This window comes from Symbiobacterium thermophilum IAM 14863 (assembly GCF_000009905.1).
GTDB lineage: Bacteria > Bacillota > Sulfobacillia > Symbiobacteriales > Symbiobacteriaceae > Symbiobacterium > Symbiobacterium thermophilum.
Genome location: NC_006177.1, coordinates 2,768,964 through 2,783,043 on the forward strand (window position 1 = coordinate 2,768,964; position 14,080 = coordinate 2,783,043).

Genomic DNA, 14,080 nt, shown 5'->3' on the forward strand with positions numbered 1-14,080 from the left:
TCGCCCGGTAAGGAGTGTGACTATGTCGGTTCGCATCTGGGGAATCGTCGGCACCGGCCCCAGCGGGCGCGGGATCGCGCAGCTGGTCGCCACCCAGGGTCTGGAAGTGATCATGGTGGGCCGCTCTGAAGAGGAGTTGGAGCAGGCCCGCCGGCAGCTGGACCTGGCGCTGCAGCACGAGATCGAGAAATGGGCGCTCACCCAGTCCGAGAAGCGGGCGATCCTGGCCCGCATCAGCATGACCACGGACATCAACGAACTGGCCAAGGCAGACTTCGTCATCGCCACCCTGGTCGTGGAGATCGCGGAGGACAAGGAGATCTTCCGGACGCTGGACCAGGTCTGCCGGCGCGAGGTCATCCTGGCCTCCAACACCTCCACCCTCTCCATCACCGAGATGGCCTCGGCCACCAACCGACCCGACAAGGTCATCGGCTGCCACTTCCTGCAGCCCATCCCCCGGACCCGGGTGGTACAGGTGGTACGCGGTCTGAAGACCAGCGACGAGACCGTCTCCCAGGTCATGGCCCTCATGGAGCGGCTCGGCCGCACCGGCGTGGAGGTCTTCGAGTCGCCGGGGTACATCACCACCCGGCTGATCGTCCCGCTGATCAACGAGGCCTGCCAGGTGCTCATGGAGGGCGTCGCCTCGGCCGAGGACATCGACACCGCCATGCGCCTGGGATTCGAGATGCCCCGGGGCCCCCTGGAGATCGCGGACCGCATCGGCCTGGACACCGTGCTGGTCATGGCGGAGCGGCTCTGGCGGGAGTACGGCGACCTGAAGTACCGGCCGGCCCCGATTCTGAAGAAACTGGTGCGCGCCGGCCACCTGGGCGTGGAGACCGGCGAGGGCTTCTTCAAGTACGACGCCGACGGCGCTCGGATCAAGAACGGGAGGACTGGCCGATGAAAATCCTGGTGCTCAACTGCGGCTCGTCGTCCATCAAGTATCAGCTGCTGGACATGGAGACCGAGTCCGTCCTGGCGATCGGCAAGGTCGAGCGGGTCGGCATGGAGGACGCCATCTTTGAGTACAAGGGCGCCGGCGAGAAGATCAAGGAGATCGGCACCATCCTCGACCACACCGCCGGCGTGCGCAAGGTCCTGAAGGCGCTGACGGATCCGGTCCACGGGGTCATCCAGGCACCGGAGGAGATCGCGGCGGTGGGCCACCGGGTCGTCCACGGCGGCGAGGCCTTCGTCAAGTCGGTGATCATCACCGATGAGGTGAAGCGCACGCTGCGGGAGCTGTTCGACCTGGCGCCGCTGCACAACCCGGCCAACCTCACCGGCATCCTGGCGGCCGAGGCCGCCCTGCCCCACGCCCCCGGCGTCGCGGTCTTCGACACGGCCTTCCACGCCACCATGCCCCGCAAGGCGTTCCTCTACGCCCTGCCCTACGCCATGTACAAGGGGCACAAGGTGCGCCGGTACGGCTTCCACGGCACCTCCCACAAGTACGTGTCGCAGCGGGCCGCGGACCTGCTGGGCCGGCCGCTGGAGGAGGTCAACCTCATCACCTGCCACCTGGGCAACGGCTCGTCGGTCACGGCCGTGCAGGGCGGCAAGTCGGTGGACACCTCCATGGGCTTCACGCCCCTGGCGGGCCTGATCATGGGCACCCGCGCCGGCGACCTGGACCCTGGGGTCATCCCCTACATCATGGCCCGGGAGGAGATCGGCATCTCCGAGGTCAACTCGATGCTCAACAAGCACAGCGGCATCCTGGGCATCTCGGGCATCTCCAGCGACATGCGCCAGATCGAGGAGGAGATGGAGAAGGGCGACCCGCGGGCCGTCGAGACCTTCGAGATGATGGAGTACCGGCTGCGCAAGTACATCGGCGCCTACGCCGCGGTGCTGGGCCGTGTGGACGGCATCGTGTTCACCGGCGGCATCGGCGAGAACTCGCCGCTCTTCCGCAAGGCCGTGTGCCAGAACCTGGGCTTCCTGGGCGTGACCTTCGACGAGGAGGCCAACAACTGCCGGGGCCAGGAGCGGATCATCTCCGGACCCGACTCGAAGGTGGCGGTCATGGTCATCCCCACCAACGAGGAGCTGATGATCGCCCGGGAGACGGCGGAGCTCATCCGCAACCGCTGAGCGGGTCGGGCATAAGCTCCCATAGTTTACGGCGGTGCACCCCCGGTGCACCGCCTTGCGTTCGTGAAGGGGTGGTTGCGTAAGCTGGAGGCGAAATATGCACCGCCTGTCTCAGCATGGGTGCACATTTCGCCTCGAACGAGGTTATGGGACCCTCGACAGGTACCCCCCAGGGGTAGCGGGGAGGGCCACTGAGGACCCTCATCCTGCTTCCCCCACGCCGTTCACTGCCCTCATCCCCACGCGAAAGGGCAGGTTGCGCGCGAAATATGCACTGGCCGGCACCTTCCCGATGCACATTCCGCCTCGAACGGCCGGGCGCAGCCCTCCGCGGAACCCGCACGCCACGCGTATGCTCCCCCTAGGGGTATGCACGGCGCGCGGCCCCCTCTCCGCCCCGGCCCCCGGGGGCAAACCGAACGCACCCCGATCGGGGCCCGGCCCGACTTCGGGCAGGCTCACAGGTAACACTGAACCTGCCATACGATGGGGCGTCCGATGAGTGGATCCAGCCGGCGTCTGGTCTCTCACTCTTGCGAGCCGTGAACGGACCGAAGGCGGCTACCCGGCGCAGCTCCGCAGCCCGTCCTGTCGCGGATCCCACGAGATGGTTGAGTTGATTCCCGCGATGCCGAACCGGGGAAGAAATCGCACGGGGCTGTCCCAAGCATTGGGACAGCCCTCAGGCTGCAGACAAAGGCGCCTCTTGTGGCCGCTCAGCGGCTCACAGGAGGCGCTTCTTGGTATGTACTTCCAGAAATTCGCCTGGATTTGCCTCAGTTGGGTGCTGGGGAAGTGGGAAACGGAGGGTCTTTCCCGGTATCCTTAGGCGCTCAAGGCATACGAAGATCGCCGGCTCTCTAAGAGGGCCAGCTTCTTCAAGTTCTGCGCCAGGGCCGACACCAGGCACTGGTGCTGCACACGTTTTCGGCCTCTGTATCGCGCATACCGCAGACCGTGCAACTCTTTGGCATCGGCAAAACTGCGCTCTACCGTTTCCCGCCGACGCTGTGCGAGGCGCTGCCCTTCATCCGTCTTCACAAACTCCCGCGCCTCTTCCCGCAGGTGCTCGTAGAGGTGGCGATGGATCACTTTCTGCTTCGTGGTGGAGCGAGTACACTGGCCAAGGAGTGGACACGACGCACAAACCGAAGCATCGGATCGGTAGACTCGGTAGCCGTCACGGTTGGTGGTGACGTACGTCAGCCACTGCTTGGCCGGGCAGCGGTAGGCATCCCGTGAAGCGTCATACTTGAAGCGCCACTTGCCCATCAGTTCCTTGGGCGAAGGGTGACGGCGATGCGCTACCGCAGCCTGAATCCCTCGCTTGGACAGCAGGTGCAGAACCTCCAAGGTGTTGTACCCGGCATCGACTCCAACCTTCTCGACCTTCAGCCCGTGCCGGTCAACACGGGAAAGGCACGTGGGGTAAACCTGGGCGTCGGTCATCGCCGCCGACGTGACGAGCACGTCGAGGATGAAGCCGTGGCGACCATCGACGGTGCGGTGCTGCAGGTAGTGAAACCCGTCAGGCTTCCCCTCACGGCGAAGCATCGCCGCTTCCGGGTCCGTCAGGCTGACCGTCATCTCGTCAACCGACAGATCCGGCTGCGGGTCTTCTTTGCGTTCGGGCAAGGGCTTCAGCCCGTGGGCCTCGCGGTCAGCGTTCACTGCGGCCAGTAAGCCATCCTCCGTATCATCATTTGCCGCACACTCTTCCCGTTCGGCCCGACGAGCCGCCAGGTGCCGTTCCCGGGCTCTGGCGATGTCCTCCAGGGTAACGCCTTTCGTACCTTCTTTGGCAATCCGACGCTTGTTGGCGTTTGCCTTCAGGTGGCTGGAATCGGTGAAGATCATGCGACCATCGATGTATCCGGCATCAATGGCCTGCTTGACGACATGGTCGAACAGTTCCTCAAACAGGCCGGAGTCCTTCCACCGACGGCTGTAGTTCTTACCTGGCGTGGTGAAGTGCGGGACCGGATCGGTAAGCCCCAACCCCAAGAACCAGCGGTAGGCGACGTTGACCCGGATCTCCTCGACCAAACGCCGATCCGATCGGATGCCGAAGAGGTATGCGATGAGCTCCATCTTCACCAGCACTACTGGATCGATGGCCGGTCGCCCCCGGTCGCTGTAGAACCTGGCCGTGCGTTCCCGGATGAAGTCAGTATCAAGTATCGCTTGGATCTTCCGGAGCAAATGATCTTGGGGCACCAAGTCTTCGATCAGCACGAGCTCATACTTGCGCTGAGCATGTCCATGTTCCCGAAGCACCGCATTCACCACCGCCAGATACTGCTTATGTTGCCATTGTACAACAAAATCCGGGCACCCGCGAGGGGTTACCCGGATTTTGTCTTCAACCTGGGGGCTGTCCCAAGCATTGGGACAGCCCTGCGTGTGTCTTACAGTATCAGCGGTTAAAGAACCCGTGTATCCAGAGTTTCAGCGAGTCCCAGATCCGCTTGAAGAAGCCGCCCTGCGGCACGTCCTCCGCCGCCACCAGGTCCAGCCGGGCGACCTCCTGGCCGTCCGCGGCGAAGATCACCTCGCCCAGCTTCTGCCCCTTGGCGACCGGAGCGGTGACGGACTCCTCCTGCCGCACGGAGGCGGTCAGCGACGACTCCAGCCCCTTCTCCAGCACCAGGGTCGGCGTCCCGCCGGCGGCCTGGAGGGTCACCTCATTGGCGGCGCCCTTCCAGACCCGCACGGGCTTGACCTCGGGCATCTGCGGCTTCACGGTGACGAAGTTGTTGAAGCCCCAGCTCAGCAGAGCCGCGCCCTCGGCCTCCCGCTTGGCCGAGCCCTCGGGGATGGAGTCGGCCTGGATGCCCAGCAGCACGCCGACCAGCCGCATGCCGCCCCGCTGGGCCGTGACCGCCAGGTTGAAACCGGCCTCATCCACGAAGCCGGTCTTCAGACCATCGACGCCCTCGTAGGTCCAGAGCAGGCCGTTGCGGTTCATCTGCGTGATCGGCTCGTGGGCCTCGGGGGAGGTCACGGCCTGGCGGGCGTCGGAGAGGTTCTCATACTGGGGATAGGAGTACTCCTTCTGGCTGTGGAGCATCTCCAGCGACTCGGGGTGGAGCTGGATGTAGAGCCGGGCGAACCGGGCGAACTCGCCCGCCGTCACCTGGTTCTGCGGCGAGAGGCCATGGGGGTCGACGAAGCGGAAGGTCTTGAACCCCAGGGCCTGCGCCTCGTCGTTCATCATCTTGACGAAGTTCTCCACCGTACCGCCGATGTGCTCCGCCAGGGCCACGGCGGCGTCGTTGCCCGACACGATGGCCAGGCCCTTCATGACCTCGCCCACCGTCACCTTGTCGCCGGGCTCCAGGAACATCAGCGACGAGTCGGGGAAATTGGCCGCCCACGCGTTCCGGCTGACGACGACCGGGTCGTCGTAGCTCATCTGCCCGGCCTCGATGCGCTTGAAGGCCAGGTGCAGGGTCATCAGCTTGGTGAGCGAGGCCGGTGCGATGGGCTCATCCGGGTTCTTCTCGTACAGCACCTGGCCCGTCGCGAAGTCCAGCAGCACCGCGGACCGCGCCTCCAGGTCCAGGGCGGGTGCTGCCTGCGCGGGTGCGGTGAGCGTTCCGGTGAGCAGCACGGCCACCAGGGCCACCAGTGCAATGGCCCAAGCGGGGCGAAGTCCCTTGCGATTCAACAATGGGCACCCTCCTAGTGCGAGACTCGCGAAGCAGCAGTCTCGCCGGCCCCTGCGTGCCGCCTGATCCCCCTCTCCGCCGCATTGTCCTCACTCAGCGCCATCGCCCTGAGCACGCCGGGCGCCGCCGCGGCGATCGCCGCGGGCACCACGTCGGCCGGCAGCCCGGCTTCCGCCAGGCGACGGCGGAGTTCGTCGCGGGCCCCGGCCAGCACCTCGGACAGGGCCCGGGCCGCGGCCTCCACGGTCCGCTCGTCGCCCCGGATCACCGGACCCAGGTCGGCCAGCAGGGCGGTCAACAGCTCCGCATCGGCGGGCCCGACATGGTCCAGAACGACCACGGCCCGGGCGCCCTGCTCCAGCTCCTGGGGGTGACCGATGATCTTGGCAGCGCCCACGTGCAGCCGATCGTCCGCGAGGTCCGCCGTCGGCACATCGACGGCCGTGTTGACCACCAGGGCCTCCGGCGAAAGATGCGGCCGGATGTCCGCGAGCGCCTGCGCCACGTCTGGGGTGGGCACGGCCAGGAACACCACGCGGCATCCCCGCACGGCGCTGGCCTGGTCGGAGGCGATGCCGCCGACCTCATCGGCCAGGGCCACCGCGGCGGCCTTCGGGCGCCCGATGATCACCTTGCGGACGGAGGTGGGAATGCGATGCGCCAGAATCGACGCCAGCGGTCCGGCGCCGATGATCGCGATCTTGTCGTTCACCGCGCTGCCTCCTCGCAGAATGCGTACCGGACAATGAAAGTCTGCCCATCCATTCCCGGAGGAAACCGCAGCGACGAACGAGACCGCGGTCGGGTGAGAAGCGGTCGGGTCTGCGGGTCGGCGACCGCACGAGCCGGTCAGCAGCACACCTGCTTCAACGGCTACCATTATACACGAGTAAGACGACGGCCGGGGCAGGGAGGTCGCGGAAAAGGGGAGCGGACGGCGCCGTCCGCTCCCGATGAACGGTCCGCATCGCGAAGCCGTCCCGGGCCGCGCCGATCGGGTTCCGGGCGCCTAGAGGTAGATGGCCCGGTGCGACCAGCCTTCCTCCAGCGGCACCTCGTCCACCAGGCGGCGAACCAGGTCAGGCCCGTACTTCACCAGGTACGGCAGGATGCTGAAGGCGCGCTCCTGCAGCCCGTTGGGTGTCAGGTTGGCCTTCAACCGGTCGAACTGCCTCAGCGCCGTCTCACAGTTCTTCCGGTGCTGCTGCTTCGCCTTCTCCTCCAGCCGGTTGATCTGGTGCTCGATCTGCCGCCGGTTCTCCTCCACCACCTGGCCGAGCCCCGGATCCAGCTGCAGCACCAGGGCAGCCAGCTCGGCGTGGCGGCGCTCGAAGTCCTGCCGGAAGGACGCGAAGGCCTGTGCGATCCCCAGGCGGTCCTCCCGCTCCAGCAGCTCCTGGCGGAGGTCGTCCAGCCGGTGGAAGGCGTCGTCCAGGGTGAGCTCGTGCTTCTGCAGGATGCGCGCGATGGGCGGCTCCACCAGGGTAAAGCCCTCCCGGGGCACGACGACGGGCATCTGCCGGCCCATCGCCCGGTAGACATCGCGCAGCAGCCCGAAGTAGGAGATCTCGCCCGGCCCGCCGACGTAGAACAGGTCGGGCAGCAGGTACGACTGCACCACGGGCCGCAGCACCACGTTGGTGGAGAAGCGCTCGGGGCTCCGCAGGGCCAGATCCACCAGCTCGGACCGGCTCCAGGAGAGGTCGGGGCGGCCCCGCACCCAGACCCGGTCCCCCTCCCCCAGCAGGGGCAGCCGCTCGCCGTCAATATAAATGAAGAGATTCAGGCTGTTCGGCGTCTGCTCAACGGTACACGCAAACCCCAGCTCCCGCTCCCAGCGGTCGACGCCAGCGGCACAGGCCGCCTCCACCTCCGCCTGCTGCTGCAGCGCACGGGCGAAGAAGGGCGCCTCAATGCGCCGCAGCGCCGGGTCGGACGAGTTGAGGAAGACCAGGCCGGTGCCCCGGAAGACCCAGGCCATCAGCCGGCCGAACCAGTCGGCCAGCGACGGTGCGCCCCCGGTGGCCTCCGGATCCAGCGCCGGCCCGCCGACCGCCGCCTCCCGCAGGTGCGCGATGACCTCCTCCTTGAACTCGGTATCCGGCATGAGCTGGGCAAACTCGTCGATCAGGTCGCTCACCGAGGCGGGCATGGGCGCGAGGGCGACCGAGCGCCGCTCCCCGTCGAACCGTTCGCTCAGGGCGAGCCGGCGGGTCTCGTTCCCCGCCGGCACCATCACCCAACTCACCTCGTGCCAGTCGTGGTCCTCGCCGGCGATCCAGAACACCGGGACCACCGGCACCCCCAGCCGCTGGCTCTGCTGCCTGGCCAGCCGGATGGTGGTCATGGCCTTGTAGATGGAGTAGGCCGGCCCGGTGAGGATCCCGGCCTGCTGGCCGGTCACCGCGGCCAGGGTTTCCGGCCGGCCCAGCAGGCGGGCGTTCTCCAGCGAGGCCTCGTCCGCGCCCAGGGCGCGGTTGTACCGCTCCAGGGCCGCGGCCACCGCGGCCCGGTCGCCGGCGTACCCGCCGCCGGTGAGGTAGGCGGCCCGCCGTTCGAAGCTCTCCTGCCGGCGCCAGTCGTACTCATACGCAGGAGCCACGCGCGCCCAGTCGCCCAGGTAGGCCGCAACCGCGCCGCTGGGGCTCAGGGCAATACCCGGCACCCGTTCAATATGCATCAGTCTATCACCATGATCTTCCCGGGATGCTCGGCCACCGCCTCGCCGATGACGGCAGCGGCCAGCGTCCCGTGTGCTGTAAGGGCTGAAGCCAGATCCGCGGCCCGCGCGGCCTCCACCGCGATCAGCAGGCCGCCGGAGGTGACCGCGTCGCAAAGGATCATCCGCACCAGCTCAGGCACCGACTCGGCGAACTCCACGTGCCCCTCGCCGGTCAGGAACCGGAAGTTGGCCTTGGAGCCGCCGGGGAAGGCGCCCTGTTCGGCGTAGTCATAGGTCGACGGCAGCACCGGCACGGCGCCGGCCGAGAGGCGCAGCCCCACGCCGCTGGTGCGGGCCATCTCCGAGGCGTGGCCCAGGAGGCCGAAGCCGGTGATGTCGGTCATGCCGCGGATGTCGAAGGGCGCGAGTACGTCCACCACGTTGTTCAGCTTCGCCATGACCTGCGTCACCTCGTCGACGTCCGCCGGCCGGGCGAGCCCCCGCTTGATGGCCGTGGTAATGACGCCGACCCCGATGGGCTTGGTCAGGATCAGCCGGTCCCCCGGCCGCACGCCGGCCTTCGCCCCCACCCGGTCCGGGTGGACGAGCCCGGTGACCGCCAGCCCGTAGGTGGGCTCGGGGCCGTCGATGGAGTGGCCGCCGATGAGCACCGCGCCCGCCTCAGCCACCTTCTCCGCACCGCCCCGCAGGATCTCCGCGAGGATGCGCTTGTCCAGCTTGCTGACGGGGAAGCTGACGAGGTTGAGCGCCGTGACCGGCCGCCCGCCCATCGCGTAGATGTCCGACAGGCTGTTGGCTGCGGCGATGGCGCCGAACCAGTAGGGATCGTCGACGATGGGCGTAAAGAAGTCCGCCGTCTGCACCAGGGCCAGGTCGTCGGTGATGCGGTAGACCCCGGCGTCATCCGGCGTGTCGAGGCCGACGATGACGTCGGCGTTGGTCAGGGACGGAGGCAGGTGCCGGAGCACCTCGGATAGGTCCGCCGGACCTATCTTGCAGCCTCAGCCGGACTTGGCGGTGTACTGGGTCAGCCGGATGGTGTCGTCGGGACCGGTCAGCCGCATCGGGTTCACCTCCCCAGCAGTTAGACGATGGCGGACCGCAGGGCAGATACCACCACGTCCAGTTCGTCGTCCCAGAGCGTGCGCGGATCGAGGAGCAGGAGCCCCGCCTGGATGCGCACCATCACCGGCGGGTCGAAGGCGCGCAGGCGGGCCTCCACCTCCTGCGGCGCCGGGTGGGCGACCGCCACCAGGCGGGTGGGCAGGTCGACGCCCGGCAGGGCGCCGCCGCCGGCCCGGGAGACGCCGTCGATGACCTCGCAGGCGATGCCGGCCGCCCTCAGCTTGCCGGCCAGGGCCTCGGCCCGGGGGGCGATCTGCTCCCGGGAGGCGGTGAGCATGCGCACCGCCGGAATCCGTTCCGCGGCCCGCTCAGGCTCCAGGTACAGCTTCAGGGTGGCCTCTATACCGGCCAGCGTCAGCTTGTCCACCCGCACGGCGCGGGTGAGCGGGTGCCTGCGGCACCGCTCCACCAGGTCCCGCCGGCCGACGATGAAGCCGCCCTGGGGCGCGCCCAGCAGCTTGTCCCCGGAGAAGGTGACCAGGTCGGCGCCGGCGGCGATGAGCTCGGGCATGGTCGCCTCGTGCGGCAGCCCGTAGCGGGAGAGGTCCAGCATGACCCCCGAGCCCCAGTCCACCAGGCACGGCAGCCCGTGCCGGTGGGCGATCCGGGCCAGCTCCGCCACCGAGACCTCGGCGGTGAAGCCCTCCAGCCGGAAGTTGGACCGGTGCACCTTCAGCAGCGCGCAGGTCTCCGGACCGATGGCCTCCTCGTAGTCCCGGGGGTGGGTCTTGTTGGTGGTGCCCACCTCCACCAGCCGGGCGCCGCCCTGCTTCATCACGTCCGGCACCCGGAAGGAGCCGCCGATCTCCACCAGCTCGCCGCGGGAGACGACGACCTCCTTCCCCGCCGCCAGGGCGGAGAGCATGAGCAGCACCGCGGCGGCGTTGTTGTTCACCACCATGGCCGCCTCGGCGCCGGTAAGCTCGGCCAGCAGCGCCTCCACGTGGGCGTAGCGGGAGCCCCGCTCGCCGGTGGAGAGGTCCAGCTCCAGGTTGTTGTACCGCCCCGCGATGTCGACGATGGCCGCCACCGCCTCCTCCGCCAGGGGCGCCCGGCCCATGTTGGTGTGAATCACCACGCCGGTCGCGTTGATCACCCGGCGCAGCCGGGGCCTCAGCCTCCGGCTGAGGCGCGCCGCGGCGTCGGCCGCCAGCCCCTCGGGGCTGCGGTCCAGGACGGCCAGCTCCTCCTCGCTGGCCGCGGCCGCGATCTTCCTGCGCAGGGCGTCCAGGGCCTCGCCCACCGCGTCCACCACCAGGGCGCGGGCGCGCTCGGCCAGCAGCCGCTGGCCGGTGGGCGTCTCCAGAATCTCGTTGACCGGCGGGATGGCGCGCAGCGCCGACTGCTGCCATGGCTTCATGTTCCGTTCCTCCGATCGCCCGGCATCTGAAGTTCAGGTCGCCTCCAATTATAAGCTGTTGCATGTGCAGGGGCCAAGTCTGGTTGGAAAGAGGAAGAAAGCCTCATGAGCAGGAATATCCAGTATTAGTTGATTCAGGGGAGGTAGGCTCCATGTCGTCCCTCAGACCACCGCGCCCGTCCACGCCGTTCTGGACCGCCCTGGTCAAGTACTATCGCAGCTGCCTCGACCGGGAGGTGGAGCTGGGTATACAGGTCCCTGCCGACCCCAACGCGCGGGTGATCCTCCAGGGGCTGCAGGAGCATCTGATCACCCACAAGGCCACCACCACCATCATCAGCGATCCGGCGCACACCCAGCCGATCCTGGCCTACCTGAACCGCCGCGGGCGGGGCATCGGGGGCACGTTCTTCTACGGCTACCCCCTCGCCCGGGACGGTGACCGGCTGGTCCCCGTCTGCTGCACCGAGGTCACCCTGGAGCCCGGCACCGCGCCCCAGACGGTGGTGCTCACCCGGGGCGTCAGCGAACTGCTCTTCAACCGGCGGTTCCTGCGGCAGGCGGCGGGCCTCACCGACGCGGAGATCGCCGAGCTCACGCGGCTCTGGCTCAGCAGCCGCGGCCCCGAGCCGGCAGAGCTGCTCGGCCAGTACCTGGCCGGTGTCGACCTGCAGTACGACGCCGTGCTCTTCGGCTCGGAAGGGCTCGGCTCGGCCCGGGGGCCGGCCCGGGAGCTTCAGCTCATGGAGCAGCTGCGCAAGGACCGGCTGCCCGACACCATCCGGATCTTCACCGGCGAGCAGGGACTGCCGGTCGCGCGGGAGTCCGACGACTACCTGTCCATCCTGCCCGCCGACGCCGACCAGGTGCGGGTGCTCAGGCGGTGGCGCGCGCCGTTTCTGACCGTCGCCGGCCCCGCGGGCTCCGGCAAGAGCGCCACGGCGGCCAACCTCATCGCCTGCGCGGCGGCGGCCGGTCAGCGGGTCCTGTTCGTGACCCCGGACGGCCGGCTGCCCGACGAGTTCCTCGAGGCCTTCCCCGGCGTGCTGTACATCGGCAGCCAGGAGGCCTGGCTCGGGTCGTTGCGCCGCGCCCTGGAGGTGCTGCAGTCGCTGAAGGCGGAGGGCGAGGCCGCGCCGCCCGAGGCCAGCGCGCTCGCGGCCGAGAGCCGGGCGCTGGCGGAAGAGCTGGACCGGCTCCACGCCGAGCACGCCCGCGCCGTGGCCCTGGCGGAGCTGGGCGAGGCAATGGAGCCCGTCTCCGCCCTGGTGGAGGCCAGCCTCAACGACCACCCCCGCCGGGCCTGGATGGAGCAGCTGGCGGGGCGCATCACCGCCGCCAACGCCGGCCAGTTCCGGCCGGAGCAGCTGGTCGCCCTGCGCCAGTTGCACATGCGCGCCCTGGCCTGGGAGGAAGAGGGCGGCCTGGCCGGCCGGCTGAGCCAGATGCGGCGGATCAGCCAGATCAAGAGCGCCCTCCGCCAGGCGGGCATCCCGGAGTTCTGCCATCCCGAGGGCGACCTGAAGGAGCAGGTAGAGGGCCTCGGGCTGCTGGCCCAGGCCTACCCGCTGCTCCTGTCCCGGGCCCGCCGGATCCTCGGCGCCGGCGGCGCGGCGGACCATCGGCAGGAGACCGCCGCCCTCGCCGCAGCCACGGCCCGGAAGAAGGCCGAGGTGGACCGCCGCCGGCTGCGGGCCGCCTGGCTGCGGAAGGCCGCCGAGATCCGGCCGAACCTGGACAAGATCATCGCCTCGGTGACCGGCGAGATCGAGTCCCAGGAGAAGGGCGGCCCCCGCCTCTCGATCCTCACCCGCCAGCGGTTCGCGGACCTGCTCGCGGCTTTCCCGGTGGTGGTCAGCCCCACCCTGGCCGTGGCCGGCACCGTGCCCAACGAGCCGGAGATGTTCGACCTGTTCGTGCTCGACGACGCCGAGCGGGTGCCGATCCCGCCCTTCCTGCCGGTGCTCTACCGGGCGAAGCGGGCGGTGCTGCTGGGCGACGAGGATGGCGTGATGCCCCCCTCCAGCCTGGGGCCGGACGAGGACTCCCGGCTGCTGGGCCAGGTCGAGGAGCACAATCTGGCTGCGTTTGCCTACACCGAAGTGTCGCCGCTCCACCGGGGCCTGGCCGTGGCCGGCCCGCAGGCGCAGCGGCTGCGGGGATCGTACTACGCCCCGGAGGACGTGCAGTTCATCAACGTGGACGACGGCCAGACGCTGTTCCCGGCGCCGGCGGCCGTCAGCCAGGCGCAGAGCCCGCTGGAGGCCCGCGCCGCCCTGCTGCAGGTGACCCGGCTCCTCTCCGCCGGCCTGCAGGACGTCGCGCTCTGCAGCCCCTTCAGCGGCCAGGTGCACCTCCTCCGGCAGCTGCTCAGCCGGCTGGCCGACGCCGAGCAGGACCCCGACCGGTCCGGGGCGCTGCGCCGCATCCCCGTGTACGCCGCCGACGAACCGCTCGGCCGGCACCAGGCGGTGGTGGTCTCCCTGGTCCTCGGCGCCGGCGCGACCCCCGAGAGCCTGCGGTGGCTGGGCGACCGGAGCCGCGCCGTCCTGCGGGCCCTGGCGTGCGCCTCGCAGCGGGCCGTGCTGGTGGGCCGCCGGGAAACCCTCGCGCAGATCCCGGCCCTGGCCGGCCTGGTGAACGGCGAGCGGACAGAGGAGGACGTCCAGGCCGCGGGCCTGCAGCCCGGTGCGCTGGGGCTCCTGCCCTCCGAACGCCCCCAGCACGAGGCGTGTCTCACCGCGCCCGAGGCCGTTGCGGAGGCGCTTCAGGGGGATGAGCGGGAGCTGTACAACCGGCTGGCCGCCCTGGCCCGCCAGCGGCAGGCGCTGTTGGCGCCGCGCCTGCCGCTCACGTGGACGCTGGGTCCCGAACGGCTGGCCGCGCTGCCCGCGCACCTGAGGGAGCAGGCCGTCTCGGCCTATCCGCTGATCACCGTGCTCGACGTGAGCAGCTTCCGACCGCTGGCGGTGGTGGAGCTGGACGCGGGCGAGCCCGGCCCCGCGGCGCAAGTCTGCGCCCAGGCCGGACTCCCGTATCACGCCGTCAGGCCCGGCGACTGGGAGGGGCTGCGGGAACTGCTCCGGTGAGGACGGGTAGCGGCTGGGCGACCGGTGCAGACGCACGCCCGACGCC

The 14,080-nt window shown here is 69.3% G+C and carries 9 protein-coding genes; 3 read left to right on the forward strand and 6 right to left on the reverse strand.

The window, feature by feature from the left end; translation table 11 throughout:
* The first annotated feature begins 22 nt into the window (after positions 1-22).
* Entirely contained in the window at positions 23-913 is an 891-nt protein-coding gene (locus STH_RS12860; protein ID WP_011196706.1) for a 3-hydroxyacyl-CoA dehydrogenase family protein, read from the forward strand.
* Positions 910-2,106 carry an acetate/propionate family kinase gene (locus STH_RS12865; protein ID WP_011196707.1) on the forward strand — a complete coding sequence of 399 codons (1,197 nt, stop codon included), beginning with the start codon at positions 910-912 and terminating at the stop codon, positions 2,104-2,106. Before STH_RS12860 ends, STH_RS12865 begins: the two co-directional genes overlap by 4 nt.
* Positions 2,107-2,931: 825 nt before the next feature.
* On the opposite strand, the gene STH_RS12870 is transcribed toward STH_RS12865, so the two are convergent.
* The 6 genes from STH_RS12870 to selA form a co-directional block, all read right to left on the reverse strand.
* A complete protein-coding gene (locus tag STH_RS12870; RefSeq protein WP_043713291.1) occupies positions 2,932-4,383 on the reverse strand; it encodes an IS1182-like element ISSyth2 family transposase in 1,452 nt (483 codons plus the stop codon).
* 139 nt (positions 4,384-4,522) lie between these two features.
* Positions 4,523-5,779: a D-alanyl-D-alanine carboxypeptidase family protein gene (locus STH_RS12875; protein ID WP_083766107.1), complete on the reverse strand. Its 1,257-nt coding sequence runs from the start codon at positions 5,777-5,779 to the stop codon at positions 4,523-4,525.
* A gap of 11 nt (positions 5,780-5,790) precedes the next feature.
* Positions 5,791-6,489, reverse strand: coding sequence for a pyrroline-5-carboxylate reductase family protein (locus STH_RS12880; protein WP_011196710.1), 699 nt, complete (start codon positions 6,487-6,489; stop codon positions 5,791-5,793).
* A gap of 297 nt (positions 6,490-6,786) precedes the next feature.
* Positions 6,787-8,457: a bacillithiol biosynthesis cysteine-adding enzyme BshC gene (bshC, locus tag STH_RS12885; RefSeq protein ID WP_043714106.1), complete on the reverse strand. Its 1,671-nt coding sequence runs from the start codon at positions 8,455-8,457 to the stop codon at positions 6,787-6,789.
* Positions 8,457-9,524: a selenide, water dikinase SelD gene (gene selD, locus STH_RS12890; protein WP_083766109.1), complete on the reverse strand. Its 1,068-nt coding sequence runs from the start codon at positions 9,522-9,524 to the stop codon at positions 8,457-8,459. Before selD ends, bshC begins: the two co-directional genes overlap by 1 nt.
* Positions 9,525-9,544: 20 nt before the next feature.
* A complete protein-coding gene (selA, locus tag STH_RS12895; protein WP_011196713.1) occupies positions 9,545-10,945 on the reverse strand; it encodes an L-seryl-tRNA(Sec) selenium transferase in 1,401 nt (466 codons plus the stop codon).
* Between the two features lie 152 nt (positions 10,946-11,097).
* On the opposite strand from selA, the gene STH_RS12900 reads away from it, so the two are divergent.
* Entirely contained in the window at positions 11,098-14,034 is a 2,937-nt protein-coding gene (locus STH_RS12900; protein ID WP_011196714.1) for a DNA helicase-like protein, read from the forward strand.
* Positions 14,035-14,080: the final 46 nt, after the last annotated feature.

What these genes read in the sequence shown, in the direction of transcription:
- STH_RS12865 (WP_011196707.1), top strand. Translation starts at nt 910, where the DNA reads ATGAAAATCCTGGTGCTCAACTGCGGCTCGTCGTCCATCAAGTATCAG.
- selA (WP_011196713.1), bottom strand. Translation starts at nt 10,945, where the DNA reads ATGAAGCCATGGCAGCAGTCGGCGCTGCGCGCCATCCCGCCGGTCAAC.
- STH_RS12860 (WP_011196706.1), top strand. Translation starts at nt 23, where the DNA reads ATGTCGGTTCGCATCTGGGGAATCGTCGGCACCGGCCCCAGCGGGCGC.
- STH_RS12900 (WP_011196714.1), top strand. Translation starts at nt 11,098, where the DNA reads ATGTCGTCCCTCAGACCACCGCGCCCGTCCACGCCGTTCTGGACCGCC.
- bshC (WP_043714106.1), bottom strand. Translation starts at nt 8,457, where the DNA reads ATGCATATTGAACGGGTGCCGGGTATTGCCCTGAGCCCCAGCGGCGCG.